This is a genomic window from Actinoplanes regularis (assembly GCF_900188005.1).
GTDB lineage: Bacteria > Actinomycetota > Actinomycetes > Mycobacteriales > Micromonosporaceae > Actinoplanes > Actinoplanes regularis.
The window spans coordinates 205,900-223,771 of the sequence record NZ_FZNR01000001.1; the positions used below are offsets into that span (position 1 = coordinate 205,900).

Annotated in this window: 8 protein-coding genes; 1 reads left to right on the forward strand and 7 read right to left on the reverse strand. The window is 66.6% G+C overall.

What is annotated here, in order from left to right; all coding sequences use genetic code 11:
* Positions 1-8 precede the first annotated feature (8 nt).
* From CHC09_RS00930 to CHC09_RS00955, 6 genes are all read right to left on the reverse strand, one after another.
* The gene (locus CHC09_RS00930; protein WP_218827152.1) at positions 9-620 is read right to left on the reverse strand and encodes a GTP-binding protein; all 612 of its coding nucleotides are present in this window, start codon (positions 618-620) and stop codon (positions 9-11) included.
* Positions 595-903, reverse strand: a complete 309-nt coding sequence (locus CHC09_RS00935; RefSeq protein WP_203833030.1) for a DUF742 domain-containing protein — start codon at positions 901-903, stop codon at positions 595-597. The genes CHC09_RS00930 and CHC09_RS00935 overlap by 26 nt, the downstream gene beginning before the upstream one ends.
* 54 nt (positions 904-957) lie before the next feature.
* Complete coding sequence (locus CHC09_RS00940) at positions 958-1,437, reverse strand: roadblock/LC7 domain-containing protein (protein WP_089291011.1); 480 nt, start codon at positions 1,435-1,437, stop codon at positions 958-960.
* The gene (locus tag CHC09_RS00945; RefSeq protein ID WP_089291012.1) at positions 1,430-2,734 is read right to left on the reverse strand and encodes a sensor histidine kinase; all 1,305 of its coding nucleotides are present in this window, start codon (positions 2,732-2,734) and stop codon (positions 1,430-1,432) included. Before CHC09_RS00945 ends, CHC09_RS00940 begins: the two co-directional genes overlap by 8 nt.
* A 446-nt stretch (positions 2,735-3,180) precedes the next feature.
* A complete protein-coding gene (locus tag CHC09_RS00950) occupies positions 3,181-3,750 on the reverse strand; it encodes a hypothetical protein (RefSeq protein WP_143232173.1) in 570 nt (189 codons plus the stop codon).
* Entirely contained in the window at positions 3,751-15,477 is an 11,727-nt protein-coding gene (locus CHC09_RS00955) for a LamG-like jellyroll fold domain-containing protein (protein WP_089291014.1), read from the reverse strand.
* A gap of 111 nt (positions 15,478-15,588) precedes the next feature.
* Between CHC09_RS00955 and CHC09_RS44870 the strand changes: the two genes are divergently transcribed.
* Positions 15,589-16,140, forward strand: coding sequence for a type 1 periplasmic-binding domain-containing protein (locus tag CHC09_RS44870; protein WP_143232174.1), 552 nt, complete (start codon positions 15,589-15,591; stop codon positions 16,138-16,140).
* Between the two features lie 99 nt (positions 16,141-16,239).
* Here CHC09_RS44870 and CHC09_RS00965 read toward each other — a convergent pair whose 3' ends face one another.
* Positions 16,240-17,856 (reverse strand): methyl-accepting chemotaxis protein, encoded by a 1,617-nt coding sequence (locus CHC09_RS00965; protein WP_239138110.1) that lies wholly within the window; start codon positions 17,854-17,856, stop codon positions 16,240-16,242.
* Between the last annotated feature and the right edge of the window lie 16 nt (positions 17,857-17,872).

Here is a 17,872-nt window from a genome sequence, read left to right on the forward strand (position 1 = left end):
CTGTAGTACTACCCGACGCCAGTCGCGGCGTGGGCGGTGGCTCGCTCGGTCGCGTGGTTCACCACGGCCAGCAACGCGCGCGCGACGTTGCGCGGATCGCGGACGTCAGCGGCGATCAACGGGACGTGCGGAGGCAGGGTCAGCGCCTCCCGTACGGCGGAGAGCTCGTGGGTCTGAATCCCGTGGAACGGGTTGACGCAGACGATCCAGGGCACCGTCGCGTCGTTCTCGAAGTAGTTGACCGCGGCGAACGAGTTCTCCAGATTGTTGGTGTCGACCAGGACCAGCGCGCCGACCGCGCCCCGGACCAGGTCGTCCCACATCGGCCAGAACCGGGGCTGGCCCGGCGTGCCGAACAGGTACAGCACGAGCGAGTCGTCGATGGTCACCCGGCCGAAGTCCATCGCGACCGTGGTGGTGACCTTGTCGATGCCCGGGTCGAGACGGTCGATCTGGGCCGCCGCCGCGGTCATCCAGGACTCGGTGCGGATCGCCGGGATCTCCGAGATCGCCTCGACGGCGGTGGTCTTGCCGACGCCGAAGCCACCGGCGATGACGATCTTCGCCGAGGTCAGCTGCCTGTTCAGGTTCGCCTCACGTGAGTCGGAGAAGGCCGGCACGAAGTCTCTCCAGGAGCGCTAGGTCTTGCGAGGAACGGGCGTCATGCACGACCAGCTGACCGATTTTGAGCAGGTCATTGATCAGCAGACGGGTCAGGCCGAGCGGCAGCCCGCAGGCCGCCGACAGCTCGGCGACCGAACACATCCGACGGGCCTGCTCGTAGAGCGACCGGGAAGCTGGGGCCAGGCTGGCGGCGAGGACCGGGTCGTACCGGTCACCGGTGGAGACCAGAGTATGAACCAACAGCGGGTTACGGCTGCTGGTTCGTCCCCGGGCGGTCATGTACGGGCGCACCTTCCAGTGCAACCCCGGCCTTCGAGCCATCGGTGCCTCCGATCAGCGAGCCGGCGCGGGCAGAGTGTTCTGGTGCAGCGCGTGCCGGGTTTCCGGGGTGAGGGCGTGGCCGACGGCCTGGCTGAAGGTGGTCATGGCGTACCCCAGCTGACCGATTTGGGTCTGCGGCTGGGCGGAGACCAGCAGGGCCGCGACGAACTCGCCGGAGGGGTCGTCGATCCGCAGGAAGGCCAGGTGGCCGTGCGGGTAGCGGATGCTCAGATTCTCCGGGGCGCCGAGCTGCAGCAGGCCGCCGAGCTGGCCGGTGATACCGAGGAAACCGGCGGCGAGGGCGGCGACGCTCTCGGTGTGCTCGCGGCTCAGGTGGCCGGAGGAGGCGAGTTGCAGGCCGTCGGCGGAGACCAGAACGACGGCGGTGATCGTGGGGACCTCGCGGACCAGTTGGCCGATCAGCCAGGAGATGTCCGGCTGGGCGTCATTGGTCCCTTCGCTGGCACCGGCGGGGGAACGGTAGTCAGTCATTGCGGTCCTTCGGCTCTTCCTGGGGGGCGATGCTTTGCTGGGGGGCGCTCTGTCGGAGGGCGGTGCTCTGTTGGAGGACGCTCTGCTGGGAAGTGGTGCTCTGTTGGAGGGCACTCTGCTGGGAAGTGGTGCTCTGTTGAAGGGCGCTCTGCTGGGAGGCGGTGCTCTCTTGGGGCGTGGCGCTTCGCTGGGAGGCGACGCTCGGCTGAGGGGTCGCGCTCTGCTGGGAAGCGTTGGCGCGGGCGGCGTCCACGCCGGCGTTGAAGTCGGCGGCGTCGTCGTGCCAGGCGGTCTGGTGTGCCGGGGCCGGGACCGGGGCGGCCGGTGGCAGGCCGGCGCCGCGGACGCTGCCCGGCACACGGCGGGGCATCGGCTTCTGCAGCACCGGAAGCACCATGGTCACGTCGTTCTGATGGTTCCCGGTGAGCGGCGGTGCGGCAGCGGGCACGGAAGCGGGAGCGGCCATCGGTTCGCTCCGCGGCGCCTCGCAGAGCAGTTCCGCGCCGATCAGCAGCATCGCGGTCGTGCCCCGCGCCTGCCGGGGCACGAGGCGGACCCGCAGCGACGAGTGCCGGCGGGTGAGCACGGCGGCGACGGTCAGGCCAAGATGCCCCGGATGCAGGTCACCGGCGTCCGGACCGGCCGGGTCCGACAGCAGCCGCTCGATCCACGGCAGATGTGCCGGGTTGAGGCCGATCCCGACGTCCTCGACGCGGATCACCACGTCGCCGTCGCCGGTCAGGTGCGCGGAGATGGTGACCGGCTCGGTCGGCGGCGAGTAGCGGTCGGCGTTGTCGATCAGCTCGGTCAGGATCCGGATCACGTCGTCGGCCGCGACGGCCGCGACCGCGAGGTCGGCGATCGGTCCGAAGTGGAGGCGCTCGTAGTGCTCGACGGCCGAGCCGGCCGCGTGGGTCACGTCGCGCAGGGAGGTGATCTGCTGGTCCGGGTCGTCGAACGGCTCTCCGGTGAGGACCCGCAGGTTTTCGGCGAGACGGCGGACCCGGGTGACGGAGTGATCGATCCGGAACAGGATCTTGCGTCGTTCGGGGTCCTGCTCGCGGAACTCAGCCTCTCCGATGTGGTGGACGGCTTCCCAGGTGAGGGTGAGGAGGCGGAGGGCGAACTCGCCGGCGATCGGACGCCACGGGTCCGGCTTCTCCACCGGCTGCGGCAGCTGCGCCGCTTCCGGCTGCGGCTCCGGCGGGGCCGGGGCCTGCTCTGGTGCGGCGGGGAGGTCGCCCTGGTCGGGCCGCCGTCGGCGTGACCAGCTCAGCCAGCGGCCTGCTCCGGGCATTGATTACTCCCCAATCAGCCGTCTGTCCCACCGAAGCGGCAGAAGATCACCGGGCACGGCGTCTGTACCGTACCGGCCGATTGTCCGGATGGCTATCAGCGGTATCTCACACGTTCTTCGGTCGACAGACGACATGTTCCGAGTGGGGTTCCGGCCGCCGTCGACAGCGGGCTTCCGGTCAGCCTCGGCGGGTCGCCGGCGGGCGGGCGCCCGCAGGAGTGGAGCAATGACCTCACAGGCTCTTGAGAGCAGTTGGCGTGGGAACCATCTGCCAATCAAGAGCCCGCGCTTATCTATTCATGCCCCCACCGTCAAAGCCAAGCTCGGCGAACTGGCCAAAGCCGGGTCCTGACCCATTCCGGGAAGACGCCTTCGAGCCGATGAAACGCCCGCGGCCCGTTACCGAGGAATCGGTAGCGGGCCGCGGAGCTGAAGCCTCGGCGCTCTCAGCTTACGACGGTGAACGAGTTCTCAAGAACGTCTGCGTACAGGCGGGAGAAGTCTCGGCTGAGACTGCGGGCCTGCGCTGAATCATCGCTGGCCAACGCCCTGATCTCTCCCTCGCGCTGCTTCAGATCCACAAAACTCCACTGTCCTTGATAGTGCTTGGTTCCGCGATAAACGGCACCTTCCGCAAGCTGGTCGGCACGCCTGAAACAGCTCTCCAGAAGCTCTCGACGACCGGGATCGCTAATCAGGCGAAGTGCATCGAAGATCAGGTTGATGTGCTGGAAGATCTTCGTGCGGAAAGGACCAGCATCCGGGTCGTACCCTTCAAGCCAATCCTCCACCCCTACCGACAGCTGCTCGATCGACGTACGCCAACCGGGCTCCTGCTCGACTATCGCAGTCGCCAATCGAACAGCTTGTGACATCAGATCGCGTGCCGACGTACGCCACTCGGGCTGGCCCTGGCCAGGAGACCAAGCACAGTAGCGCAGAAGGATGAGAGCAACGGCAATACGTGTCGCCTCACTGCCGTCACCGTCAGCACGCATCTGATCCTCTGATGTCATCTACTTCCGCCTGAACATCCTGTGGCCCCAAACGAACCAGCTCTTCTTCGTGTTGTTCTTCTGGACATAGCCACGCTCTTTTGGACCCTCTTGCGCGTAGCCACGATCACGTAGCTCGTTGATGCAGTACGGACAGGTGTTCCTGTTCGTTGCACCGCCGACGAAGGTCCAGCCCTGTTCCTCCATATAGTTGAGCGCTGTGATCTCTGCGTGACCTTCGCCTGTCGCTTCGACGTCTCCCCTTGCTTTGTTGAGGGCGCCCCGAATACGCGAGTCCAGGACATCCTCGTTGGAGGCGACGATCGTACGCAGCTTGCCCTTCTTGTCCATGGCTAGAACAACCGCGGTGGTTCCATACCTGAAGTCGTATCCGCCTCGGTAATCAGTGGTCTTGAGTTGTTCATGGAAATGCAGTGCCCGCTTGTAAGCAAACCGGCCCGCGACCGAACAAGCGTTGTTGTTGTGGACGAGTACAGGCTGCTGGCCAGCAACAACATAGTACGTGTGGACGTCGGCGACCGTGAGGTCGCGCATGATCTCCGCGCCGGCGAAGTTCTTGACTCCGGTGACGTACTGCAGTTCGCCGTCCGGGCCGACCAGGGTCGACTTGTTCGGGACCAGTTCAGCCGCGTCGATCCACTTCTTGGTGGTCGCGTCCCAGAAGGGATGGTGCGCCGTGGTCTTGAGGACCGTCGGCTCGGTTGGGCCGCGGGTACTACGGCCGCCCTTACCCTCGGTCTGATCCGCCGTCCGCTTGTCGGCGTCGGCGGGCTCCGCCGACACCGTGACGTCGGTCAGGTCAAGGTCACGGTTGGAGTGCAGCAGGGTGACCTGCCGCGAGCTGACCTCGCCCGTGACCGGATCCTTGGTCAGGACCGAGTCACCGACGTTGACCTCGGAGATCGGCCGCGTCGTTCCGTCGGCCATCAACACCTTGGTCGACGGATCGAAGCTGTGCGTCTCCGGGTCTACCGGCGTCGGCTCGTCCGGACAGGAGCTGGCAGTTTCCGAATCATCTGAATCATCCGAGTCATCTGATCCTTCCTCCTTCTGCCGCTTGGACTCCTTCTCCTTCTTCGAGTTGGACTTGTCCTTCTGCTTCGACTGCTTCGGCTTGCTCTTGCTCGGCTTGTCCTGCTTCTTCGGGGCCTTCTGCGGCTTGGGCTTCTTGGCCTGCTTGGACGGGGCCGGCTTCTTCTCCGGCTTCGGCTTCGGCTTGGGCTTCTTTTTCGCCGGCGGCTTCGGCTTCTTCTTCGGCGGCTTCGGCTTCTTCGGCACCTTCGACATCAGGTCGTTGAGCTTCTTGCGCGCCAGGTTGAGCATGTCCTGAGCACGCCGCATCACCGTGCGGGCGCCTTCGACGATCCGCTTCCACAACCGGTAGCCGGCGAACGCCCGGTCCGCGGCCTTGTACAGCGACCTACCGATCTTCAGTGCCTTGATTGGGCCGAGCGCGCTCAACGCCAGGTCGACACAGTCCATGACACTGCCGCCGAGACAACCGACCAGCGAGTTGTAGCCGATCATGTCGAGCAGCATCCCGATGCCGACCTGCAGCAGGATGTCCAGCAAGGAGGTGTTGCTCTCCCGCAGGGCCCGCAGGTACGCGGCCTCCTGCGCGACGATCTCCTGGCCGACGGCCTTCATGCCGCGCTCGCGGACCTCCATGGCCGTGTTGTAGACCTTCAACGCGGCCTGATACTTGGCCACCTCGCAGGCGTAGTCGTACTTGCCGCACTTGCCGCCGACGCCCTCACCGGTGGGATCGGTGTTGGTCATCGGGTTGCCCTCGGCGTACGCGAACTTGTTCGCCGCACCCGCGCCCGAAGTCGGGTCGTTGTCCACGGTGTCGCGGGTGTCGAACGCGCCGGTCTCCGGGTCATACCAGCGCGACAACATGTTGACCTTGCCAGTGCCCTGGTCGGTCCACTCCTGCTGGTAGCCGAGCTTGCCGATCATCCCGCCGCTGGCCATGATCTTGCCCCACGGGTCGTACGACACCGACCCACTCAGAGCAGTACCGGTAGCGCTGAACTCGCCGACCACATCGGTGTGCAGGTCGGTCCAGGCGTAACGCTGGTTGCTGCCGGACGCGACACCGACCAGATCGTCGCCGATATCGCGGACGTAGACGGTGGTGCCGTCGGCCGCTACATCGTTGCCGAGCCCGGTGTAAGTCAGGTTCGGCAGGATCATCCTGCCCAGACCGTCGTAGGAGTAGGTGGACGTACCACCGTTCTTCGTCCCCTGCGAGATGACCTGGTTGAACGCGTCCGTGACGGTCTTGGTCTCCACCCCGTTGGTGACCGTCGAGGTCAGGGTTCCACGCGGCGAGTACTGGTAGGTGGTGCCGGTGGAGTTCTCCTTCACGAGCTGGTTGCGCTCGTCGTAGGTGAACGTCTTCGACCCGGCCTGGATCCGGTTACCGGACTTGTCGTAGGCGTAGACGGTCGGAGTGACGCCGTTGTCCCACTGCGTGAGCCGGTTCGCCCAGTCGTACTTGTAGGTGTTGGTCGATGCCCCGTTGAACCCGGTCGTCGTCTTGCTGGTCATGTTGCCGTCGAGATCGAACCCGTAGGCGATCTTCCCGACACTGGCGCCCGCCGAGGTCTTGACCTCGTCCGACTCCAACTGGCTGAACTTGTTGTAGGTGAAGGTGCGGGTGTTGCCGCCGTAGGCGATCTGCTTCACCCGCGACATCGAGTCGTAGCTGTAGCCCATGTGCACACCGGCGGTGTCGTTGTCCACCTTCGACGGCCGGCCGGTGCTGGTCTCGTACGTGTAGGACGTCGTGCCGGCCCCGTCGGTGCGAGTGGTCAACGCGCCGTCCGCGTTGTACGCGTACGAGGAGTTGCCGGAGACGCCGGCGATCGAGGTGATCAAACCGCGGTCGTCGTACTGCACCGTGTTCTTCCCGGCCGCGCCGGTGAACGAGGTCACCCGCCCAGTCAGGTCGTAGGTGAAGGAACGGTCCTTCGTCTCGACCTGCGCACCACTACCGGAACTCTTGATCAGCCGGCCCATGACGTCGTACTCCGACGTCGCGGTCACCCCGCCCGGGGAGTCCACGCGGGTCGCCCGGCCGCCACCGTCGTAGGTCATGGTGAAGGTCCGGTCGGGCAGGCCGGGCGTGCTGGCCGTGGCCGGCTCGATCTGCTGCTCCGGCAGACCCCACGCGTTGTACGTGGTGATGAACCGGTTGTTCCGCCCGTCGGTGAACCGGGTCTGCCGCCCACCCACGTCGTAGCCGAACTTCGACTCGATCGAGTCAGAGGCGCTGATCGGCTCCAACTGCTTGACCAGCTGGCCGATCTCGTCGTACTCGAACGTGGTCTCGTGCTTGCTGCCCGGTAGATCCGTGTTCGCGGCAACCGCCGGATTGAACTCGTTACTCGCGGTCAAGACGTTGCCGCTGATGTCGAACCGCTGAGTCTGGGTGCTCAGCAGCTCACCGGTTGTCGCCGCATACTTCGAGGAGCTGACGGTCCGGCCGAGCATGTCGTAGGTGCCGGTGGCATAGCTGCCGTCCGGCGCGGTCACCTTGACCGGACGTCCGACTCCGTCGTACTTCGTCTTGGTGACACCGCCCGCGGCATCTGTGACCGCGGTCTGCTCGCCGATGCTGTTGTACTTGAAGTTGGTGACCACGCCGCTGGCCGACTTGACGCTGGTCGGCCACGGGCTGCTGTCGTACGTGTAGGTGGTGGTGTAACCGGTGCCCGCCTGCCGGACCGCCTCGGTAGCCGTGATCGTGCGACCCAGGTAGTCGGTGGTCGAGGTGGCCTGCGCACCGTTCGGGTCGGTGTGCGACAGCAACTCACCGTTGTCGTCGTACTTGTACCGGGTCACACCGTCATCCGGCGTGACCACCTTGGTCGTACGGCCGAGCTGGTCGTACGTGTAACGCGTGACCGCACCCAGCGGATCGGTGCTGGAGATGACCTGCCCGACGCTGTTGTACTCGGCGGCGGTCTTCGGCCGCAGAGCCGTGCTCGCACCAGGCGCCGTGTACTGAGGCAGCTCCTGCTCCACGATCTGGCCCACGCCGTCGTACCGGTTGATCGAGACGTTGCCGTACGGGTCCTTCTCCTCGGTCACCTCACCGAACGTGTTGAACCCGACGCGGGTGACAGAGCGAGTACGTACCGGGGCGTCCTCGCCGGTGACCGAGCTGATCTCCGGGCTGGTCGTCACCACGGCGCGGCCTACCGCGTCGTTCTGGATGTAGGTATTCGTGCCCTTCGCGTCGGTCACCGAGGTGATCGACCCGTCGCTGTCCAAGCCGTAGCTGATCCGGCTGACCTGGGCACCGGCGGCCGGGAGTGCGCCGCTCTGCAGCTGGCCGATCTCAGTCGCGGTCAGCGCCTTCTGGTACGCCTGCACGTCGTCGATCTGGCCGGCGAAGATGCCGCTGGTCGCGTTCTGACCACCGACGAGCAGGCCGGTCGCCTGGTTGTTGAGCTGTTTCGTGGTCGACAGCGCCGCCTTGACCGCACCGTTCACATACAGCTGAGCGGTATTGGCGCCACCCACCGCCGGGTTCGGCGTGACCGTCACCGCGAGGTGCGTCCACTCCGTGGTCGCCGACCCAGTCGTGTACGTGCTGTCACCACTTGGCCAACTGGTCTCACCGTTGGCATCGCGCACGGCCATGGCCAGACGCCACGAGTCGGTCGCCTTCTCGTAGTAGACCTTCAGCGCGGAGCTACCGATGTCACCGGGCATCGCCGCGACGAATCCGTCGGCATCCTTGTTGGCCAGCTTGACCCAGGCGCTCAGCGTGTACGGCTGCAGCGTGTCCACCGGCGCCTGACCGGCGATCGTGCCGGATGCACCACCAGCGAAGACGGCCGCGCCACCACGCTCGGTGGACCAGGCGACCCCGTTGGACAGGGTGCCGGGGTTGTTGGCGGCCGCATCCGCGGTCGTCGTCCCGGTCTTCTCGTCCAGCTTCCACCGCAACGTCGGAGTGACACCCGCGGAGAGATAGCTGGTCTGCTGCCGTACCCGACCGAGCCGATCGTATGTGTTACCGATCGAGGAGAGCACCGCCGAGCCGTCGCCGAGCGTGGTGCCCAGCAGCTCATCCTCGGCCGAGTAGGTGTACGTGGTGGTGCGGTTGGTAGTGGTCTCGCCGTCTTCGGCCACCTCGATGGTCGCGGACGTGTTCCGGCCCAAGGTGTCGTACGCGCGGGTCGTCTTCGTGCGGCCGTTGTTGGAGATCTGCGTGACCACGTTGCCCGCGGTGTCGTACGAGTTGCTCTCCAGCACATACGACTGCTTCGTGCAGCCCGGCGTCACCGCCGTGTCGCAGCCGTTGGTACGGGTCACCGACACCAGCAGGTTGTTGTCGGTGTACTTGAACTCGTTGACCCAGCCCATGGCATCGGTCTCGGACGCCAGCCGACCGGCCGGGTCGTACGACAACTGCCGAACCTTCAGATCCCGCGCCGCGGACGGGGAGTCCGGGTCACCGGTGAAGTTCTTGACGACCGTCGACACCTCATTGCCGACCGCGTCGTAGTTCGTGATCACCGTCGAACCGTCAGCGTGCGTCTGCCGGTTCACCTGGCCGTACGAGTCGTACCCGATCTCGATCTTCTTGCCACGCTCGTCGGTTTCGGAGGTCCGGCGGCCGAAGCTGTCATAGCCGTAGGTCACCGTCCGGGACGCGTCACCACCGGTCGCGTCCGAGACGGTCTCGGCGGTCAACTGCCCGTCGATGTCGTACGACAGCGTCGTCACCGGCGTGTGCACCGCGCCGGTCACCGCGTTCGTGATCGCCGCGTCCTTCACCGTGACCACCCGGTCCTGGCGGTCGTGGGTGTAGCCCACCGTCGCGCCGGGCACGCCCTTGACGACGTCGATCTCCTTGACCGTACGGCCGAGACCGTCGTACTCGTACCGCGTGACCTCACCGGCCGGGTCGGTCGCCTCGGCGACGTCACCGTTCGGGTAGTACAGGATCGTCTGCATACCGCCGCCGGGCTTGACCACCCGCCACGGCAGACCAGCCGGTGCCGTTCCACCCTGGAAACCACCACGGGTCGTCCCGTCGGTGTAGGTGATCGTGGTCCGGCGACCCAGCGGATCGGTCTCGCTGACCCGGTTGCCCTGGTCGTCGTACTCATACCGGGTCAGGTACGTGTTGTCGGTCGCCGACTGCGAGCCCGGTGACCGCTGCTCGATCAGCCGGTCGTTACGGATGTTCGGCGCCGGCTTGAGCGTCGTGGCGTCCGGGAAGTACGTCGAGTACGACGTCGAGCAGATGTTCGCTGACCGGTCCTGGCACGTCGTCACCGTCACGACGTTGCCGCGCACGTCGTACTCGTTGATCGTCATGTTGCCGTTGGGGTCGGTGACCGTACGCAGGTTGCCCTTACCGCTGTAACCGAACCGCGTCGTGTTACCCAACGCGTCGATCTCGGCGGCCTTCCGGCCGTACGTCAGATCGTTGATCGTCGTGGTCTTCGCCGGCTGCCCCGTCGTCGGGTCCTTCGGCCCGGTCACCACATAGTTGATCTGACCCGACGGCGCCGCCGTGGCCGCGGCCTTCGCCTTGAACTGGTACTGCGCCTGCGTCGCATCCACCTCGGAGGCGTAGAACGCCACCTCGGCGACACTGCCGGCGAAGTAGTTCGCGACGTTCGGCTCCAGGTGGAACAGGCTGCCGCGGCTGGTCACGGTGGTGCTGCCCAGGCCGTCGGTGTAGCCCTGGCCGAGGGTGTAGGCCGCCGCCTGGTCGGGAGCCATGGCCACCGAGCCGCTCGTCGACTGGACCTTGGCGCCGTCGACGTAGAGCGTCTGAGCGAGGCCGCTGGTGGCCAGCACCGCGTGGTGCCACTTGCCGTCGTTGACCGCCGCCTTGCTCGTCAGCGCCGGCATCCACGTCTGCGCCTTGCCGTAGTTGCAGGTGTAGAGCTGGAGGTCGGTGCCGTCGGTCTTCGACTGGCCCGGGTCGTCCAGACACACACCCGACGTCTTGCTGCCGGCCATCAGCGCGCCGTTGATCGGCACCCAGGACTGTCCGGCGGTGTTGTCGCAGGTGTCGAGGACGACCTTGGTGCCGGTGGTCAGCGTGCCGCCCTTGGCCGCCAGGCACTTGCCCAGGGCGCGAACCGTGAAGTTGACGTTGGCCGAGTCCGGCGTGAACGTCCAGTTCTGCGCGGCGGTGCCGTTACAGGTGTAGATCTGGATCGGCGTGTCGTCGGCGGTGCCGCTGCCCTGGACGTCGGCACACTTGCCGGGGATCTGGGTGCTGTTGAGCGGGCCGGTGGGGGTCTTCGACGGCGACAGCGCGCGCAGCTTGCCGTCGGCATCGATCCACATCGTCGGGGTGTCGAACCGGGTGGAGCTCTTCATGCCCAGCAGGACGTCTTTGACGGTGGTCGTGTTGAACCACATCGAGACCGAGCTGTTCCCCGCCGGCGTCACATCGGTGGGCAGTGCCACGAAGGAGCTCGTGCCGTTGAGGGAGGCGGCCTTGTTCGCCGTTCCGAACGGGCCGTCCACCGAGCCGAGGCCGACCGAGTTGTACGTGGCGATGTTGCCGTTGACCTGGTTGACCGCCTGGGTCACCCCGGACTCGGCCATCCGCCAGTAGTTGGTCGGCGCGCCACCGAGCACGGCGCTCTCGTAGATCTTGGTCGAGCCGACGATGGCCGGCTTCTCCGGCGTCCAGGTCTCGCCGTTGCCGTCCTTGACCTGGCTCACCCGGCTGGTGATCGGGTCGTACGCGATCTCCGCGGTGGCGTTGCCGGAGGGCCGGACCACCTTCGTCATCAGGCTGACAGAGTTGCGGGTGCTGTACAGGTCGGCGGCGAGCTGCCCGTCGACCGGGGTGTCGAAGACCGCCACGTCGGCGATGGAGCCGGTGAAGTAGTCCCGGGTGCCCAGGTTGCTGTTGGCGTTGGCGTGCGACTGGTTGGGCCAGCCGCCGCCGAGGAAGCCCTTGCCGATGAACGAGGAGGCCGGGGTGATGTCCTGCACGGTCACGCCGGTCTCGAACGCGACCGGCTTGCCGTCGAGGTACAGGTCCTGCCGGTTGCCGGAGGCGGACAGCACCACGTGGTGCCAGGCGTTGTCGTTCACCTTCAGCGCCGACACCACGCCGTTCACGGTGGTGGTGGCCGCCATCGGGGTGTGGATGCGGGTCAGGAAGAGCTGGTCGACCGGACGCGACTTGCCACAGGCCCAGATCTGCATCAGGGCGTTGGTCTGCGACCCGTCACCGACGGAGTCCAGGCAGAGGCCGGAGAAGTCGCTGACGATCTGGCCGTCGGCCTGCACGTCCCACCGCTGGCTGCCCGCGGTCGAGGCACAGGTGTTGATGACCAGGTCGGTGCCGTTGGTGGCCTCCTGGTCCTCGGTGTCCACGCACTTGACCACGCCGCCGGTGGTCACCTGGAGCTGCCGGCTGGTGGCCCAGGTGAACAGCTGGTTCGCGGTGCCGGCGCAGTTGGCGATCGCCAGCCGGGTCCCGTTGGTCGAGACGTTGCCCGGCACGGTGAGGCACTGGCCCTGGCCGACCGCGGTCAGCGTGCCGAGCGAGGCACCCAGCTTCGGGGCCTTCGCGAAGCCACCCATCAGCTGGCCGTCCGAGCCGATGTACAGGTTCGGGTTGTAGGCGCGGTTGGTGGTCGCCGCGGTCGAGGCCGCCGCCTCCATCGACTGGCCGTAGAGCACGCTGTCGCCGCCGGTCGTGGACGACTTGAACCACATGCTGATCGCCTGGTTCGCGCCGTCGGAGGCGAGGTTCGACGGAATCTGAAGCTGCGAGGAGGTGCCGTTGAAAGCGGCCGCGGTGGAGGTCGTACCGGCCAGCGGGCCGCCCTGTCCCAGGGTCACCCCACTGTAGGTGCCGACGTCGGCACCGGCGTTCTCCAGCATCGAGCTGGCCGCGGTGGTGCCGGTGGTCTCGTTCAACCGCCAGTACGAATGCGGCCGGGCGTTGACCATCGCGGTCGGGAACAGCGAGCCGGTGGCGTTGTACTGGTATGTGTGGCAGTCACCCCAGTTGTCCGGGGGGCAGACCTTCGTCAGCGAGTCGCCGGTGTACTCGTACTTCCAGGTGTTGACCGAGTCCCAGTCCCCCGGCGTGACCGGGTCGGTGGCGACATAGGCGACGTGCTTCGGCGACGTCTCCGTCCAGATCAGATCCAGGGTTCGGCCGGAGGCCGCGGTGATCGTGGTGAGCCGGCCGTCGGTGTAGGCGAACGTCTGCGTACGGCCGGACGCGTCCTTGATGGACATCACGGGGAATTCCGGCGAATCCGTTACGAGTTGCTTGAACTCGTAGGTCGTGCCGTCCTTCTCGGTCAGCCGGTAGACACGCTTGTCATCGACCGTAGCCTCGGTGAAGGTGGAAGCCTGACCGGCCGGCGAGAGGTAGCTGCCGTCGTTGTTGCGGCCGAACGCGAGCTCGCGACCGGTCGGGTAGGTCACCACGACGGTGTTGATCCGCTGCGAGCCGTTGATGGTGACCGGCTTCTCGGTCGCCTTCACATCGGCGATGCTCGACCAGCCCGCGCCGAACGCCTGACCGATCCGCGGGTCACTGCTGTTGTACTGCCGGTTGATCTCCAGTGGCGGGCCGATGGTGTTGACCATCGCGTCCCGCGCGGCCGTCGTGTAGTTACCGATCACCGAGTCGAAGCCCTGACCCGGGTTCTGCGACAACGCGGACGTGATCGACGGCTGCGGAACCGGTGTCGTCAGCAGGTTCTTGATCAGGTATTCGTGGTTGTCGGCCAGACCGTCGCGGACCTGGACCGTCCAGTAGTAGGACTCGTTCCAGGTGAACGTGCCGACCGGCACCGTCCAGGACTTCTTCGCCTGCCAGCCCGAGGTGGCGATCTGGGTCTTCTGGTCCTTGTCGTAGACGAAGAAGTTGTACTCCAGCGTCTTCGGCCAGTTGTCCGGGTCGTTCGCGTCGGCGATCAGCTCCGGCGTCAGCGTCGCCGCGGTCGCCCCGTACGCCGGGTACTGCTCGTTGACCTGCGGGTCGGTGTTGTAGTCGTAGGTGATCTCGATGCGCGGGTCGGTCCCGGTATCGCCGTAGTTGGCCGAGGTGAACCGCTTGAACGCCGTCGAGTCGCTCTCCGACGCGGTCAGCGCCAGGCCGAAGTTCGACATCGTGCCGGTCGACCAGCCGTTGAACGTCTGCGTCGGCAGCGACACCGAACGCCACGCGCCGGTGCCGCGGTTGCCACCGGTGTTGGTGCACGCCGGGTAGTTGTCGGTGATCGTCCAGGTGGCGATCGGCGACGAGTAGGTCGGCCCGGAGCTCAGGACGCCGTTGGCCGCCTCGATGTCGGCGACGGTCCACTTGCTGGTGGCCCGCCGGACGTAGATCGGGTCGTGGTCGCCGCAGTTGTACGACCAGGTGTGGAACATGAACAGCTTCGCCGACTTGATCTGCGTCCCGACCAGGCCGTCGTTGTCGAACTCGTCGAAGTGCATGAACGACCGGGAGATGGTGTCGCCACCGTTCCAGGTGCCGACCGGCAGGTTGTCGCCGTTGTGCTCGACGGTGGACGTGCTGTTGTCGGTGAAGATGTCACCGGTGTCGGCGGTCGAGATCTCCGGGTCCATGCGCACCGGATACTGCCGCGCCGGGTCGTTGAGCCACGCCGCGTCGGCCGTCACCTTCAGCGCCGGACCACCGTCGACGGTGATCAGGTCGTACTGCACGGCGATGGACTCGGCCGGTGCGCCCGAATGCGGGTCGACCTTGGAGTCCTGCATGTATCCCCGCGGGACCCGCATGGCGACCTTGCCGTCGGCTGCGACCAGGTTCAGCGAGCCGTCGCTCTGCTTCTTCGCGGTCAGGCCCTGCAGCTTGAGCGGGAACACCCACTCGTTACCGGCCGCGGGCGACTTCAGGATCAGGGTGTCCTTGGTGCCGCTGTTGGTCGTTCGCAGCTCGAGGTCGGTGCCGGGCAGGATTTCGTTGTACGTCGCGGTCGAGCCGTTCACGACCGCGGGCACCGCGGCGGCGCCGGCCAGGTCGTACGCCATCGAGTAACCCGAGGCGGTGGTCACCGCGACCAGCGCGTCCTCGGCCGACTCGACCCGCAGGCTCGGCGCGGCGGGGGATTCCGGTGCGGCCGGCGTCGACGCCGAAGGCGCGACGGTCGGGGTGGCGGCGGTCGGGGTGGTGTCGGCGCCGGTCGCGAGCAGCGAGACGTCGATCGAGTTCGCGCCGGTCTCCAGGCGATCGCCGCGCTTGGTCAGCTTCGTGTCGATCGGCTGGTACGAACCATCCGGAGCCTTGAAGTTGACCCGCTCATCCGAGATCACCCGAGTGAACGAGCCGTCCTCGTTCTCGAACTCGTCATACGTCGCCGACGACCGCTTCGGCAGCCGCTTGCTCGTAAGCTTGTCGAAGCTGTTCTCGTCACCGGGCTTCTTCGGCGTGGTGACCGCCTTCTGCGCCGGCTTGTTCGGCTGCTCGGGGTCGACGATGCCCTTGCCACGGCCGGGCGCCGTCCCGGCGCCACCGTTGGCCTGGGTCTTACCGGTCGACACGTAATGGTCGACGTCACCCGTCGCCCCACCACGCTCCTGTTTGGGCAGCCCGGCGACGGCGGCCAGGGCCGGCGCCTGCCGAAGGGCGGAAAGCAGCCCCGAGAGCGGCCATCCTCCGTGTTCAGGAACGACTTCGGGCGGTACGCCTACGGACAGACCCAAGGCCAGTGCCGTGACGACAGCTATTCGCCGTCTCATGTAAAGCCCCCGTGTTCACAGCTTCTTCCAAGATTCGGGGAAGCATGATGCACGGTCATCGATTAAAGCAAGATCTTGATCTGAGCGCGTTCATCTGCATACCCTCCGTCGATGCCCCAGAAGTCAAGGTCAAGCCGTGGTACATGGATTCGGCCAGAAACCTTCCTCACCAGGGGTCGCGGGCGCCTCGTCGCCGCCGGATCGCTCCTCGTCGTCGCCGCCGGGATCACGACGTGGGCACTGTGGCCGGACCCTGAGCCGCGTCAGCGCGAATACCTGGACGCGACCGCCTGCCTGCTCACCGACCAGGACGGGGTCGCGAAAGAACCCGCTCAATCGGTCTGGACGTCCATGCAGCAGATTTCCGTGACGACTCTGGTAAAAGTGCAGAATCTTTCGGTCACCGGCCCGCAGACAGCCGACAACGCGGAAGGATTCGTCAATTCCCTGACCGGCAGTCAGTGCCAGGTGATCATCGCGGTCGGCGACCCGCAGGTCGCGGCCGCGACCAAGGTCGCCGGGACGAATCCCCAGGCCAGGTTCATCACCGTCAACGGTGGGACCGCGGCGGCGAACGTCCAGGTCGTCAACGCCGCATCCGGCGACGACCTGCGGAACACCGTCAAAGCGAAACTCGACGAACTGGCCAGATCCACGTCCTGACGCATTCGAGGAAAAGGCGCCTCGAGGACCACGAAAGCCCGCGATCCGTTACCGAAGAATCGGTAACGGATCGCGGGCTCGACGAGACCGGGCGGTATCTCAGCCCAGCTGGAAGCGGGACACCAGGGCCCGCAGCTCCCCGCCCATCCGCGCGAGGTCGGAAGCGGCCTGCTGGGAACGGCTCACACCGGTCGTGGTGATCTCCGCGGCCTGCGCCACCGCCGCGATCGTGGTGGCGATGTCGCGGCTGGTCGCGGCGGCCTCCGTGACGTTGCGGCCCATCTCCCCCGTGGTCGCGGTCTGCTCCTCGACCGCGGCGGAGATCATGATCTGGTACTTGCTGATCCGCTCGATGATCTCGGCGATCTGCTCGATGGCCTCCACCGCGCTCGCGGTGTCGGCCTGGATCGCCTCCACCCGCTGCGAGATGTCCTCGGTCGCCTTCGCGGTCTCCTGGGCCAGGTCCTTGACCTCGCTGGCGACGACCGCGAATCCCTTACCGGCCTCACCGGCCCGGGCGGCCTCGATGGTGGCGTTGAGCGCGAGCAGGTTGGTCTGCTCGGCGATCGCGGTGATCAGCTTGACGACGTTGCCGACCTCCGCCGAGGAGACGCCGAGCTTGCCGACGGTCTTGTTGGTCGTCTGGGCCACGCTGACGGCCTCGGCCGCTACGGCGGCGGCCTGACCGGCGTTCTGCGCGATCTCCCGGATCGCGGCGCCCATCTCGTCGCTGCCCATCGCGACGGTGTCCACGTTCGCCGACACCTGCGCGGCGGAACGGGTCACTTCCTGGGCCTGCGCGCTGGTCTCGTCGGCGGAGGAGGCGATCTGCTCGGACGCCCGGGACAGGTCGTCGGAGGCGCCGGCGAGCGAGTCGGCGTGCCCGGAGAGCGCACCCACGGTGTCGCGCAACGACTCGACCGTCTCGTTCAGGGCCGTGCCGAGCTGCCCGAGCTCGTCCTTGCGCCGGACGTCGACGTTGACGGTGAGGTCGCCCTTGGCGAGCTTGCCGAGCGCGTCGACGACGACCGACAGCGGCCGGATGACGGACCGGGTGGCCACGATGCTCAGCACGGCCGCCAAGGCGAGCGCGACGAGCAGCACACCGCCCATGGTGTAAAGACCCATCCGCTGGGCGTCCTGGCTCTCCTGGTGAGCCTCCTCGATGCGCTTGTCCACCGATTCGCTCAGGGCGTCCGCCGTGTCGGCGATCACGCCGTACGACTCCGCCGCGGGGCCGTCGTTGGTGGCCTCCATGGCCTTGACCTTGCTGGCCCGGGTGTCGTCCCGCATCCAGTCCATGATCTTGGCGTCCCAGCTGAAGAAGTCGTCCCAAGCCGGCTTGAGCTTCGCGTACAGCTCCCGTTCCTGGGGCGTCATGTCGGCGGTGTGGGCCTTGGTGAAGCTCTCGTACAGCTTGTCCTTGGTCTTCAGCATCGCCTGACGGTTGAAGCCGTCCTTGCCCAGCGCCTTCTCGGCGCCGTAGGCCGCGATGTCGGAGAAGACCAGTCCCTGCCAGCCGGAGATGTCCGCCAGCTGGAAGTTGACCAGCTCCACGTCCCGGTGCACCTTCTCCAGGCGCGCCGCCTGATCCTGCGCGTGCTGCTGGCGCGTCATCGCCAACCAGCCCGCGCCGGCAGCGGCGACCATCAGCACCGCGAGCACGGAGAACGCCGCTCCGAGCCGCCTTCCCACACCCGATCGACCGAAGCGCACGACGCGTCCTTCCCAG

Coding starts and splice junctions, on each gene's coding strand:
- CHC09_RS00935 (WP_203833030.1), bottom strand. CDS start 903: ATGACCGCCCGGGGACGAACCAGCAGCCGTAACCCGCTGTTGGTTCAT.
- CHC09_RS00940 (WP_089291011.1), bottom strand. CDS start 1,437: ATGACTGACTACCGTTCCCCCGCCGGTGCCAGCGAAGGGACCAATGAC.
- CHC09_RS00945 (WP_089291012.1), bottom strand. CDS start 2,734: ATGCCCGGAGCAGGCCGCTGGCTGAGCTGGTCACGCCGACGGCGGCCC.
- CHC09_RS00950 (WP_143232173.1), bottom strand. CDS start 3,750: ATGACATCAGAGGATCAGATGCGTGCTGACGGTGACGGCAGTGAGGCG.
- CHC09_RS00955 (WP_089291014.1), bottom strand. CDS start 15,477: ATGAGACGGCGAATAGCTGTCGTCACGGCACTGGCCTTGGGTCTGTCC.
- CHC09_RS44870 (WP_143232174.1), top strand. CDS start 15,589: ATGCCCCAGAAGTCAAGGTCAAGCCGTGGTACATGGATTCGGCCAGAA.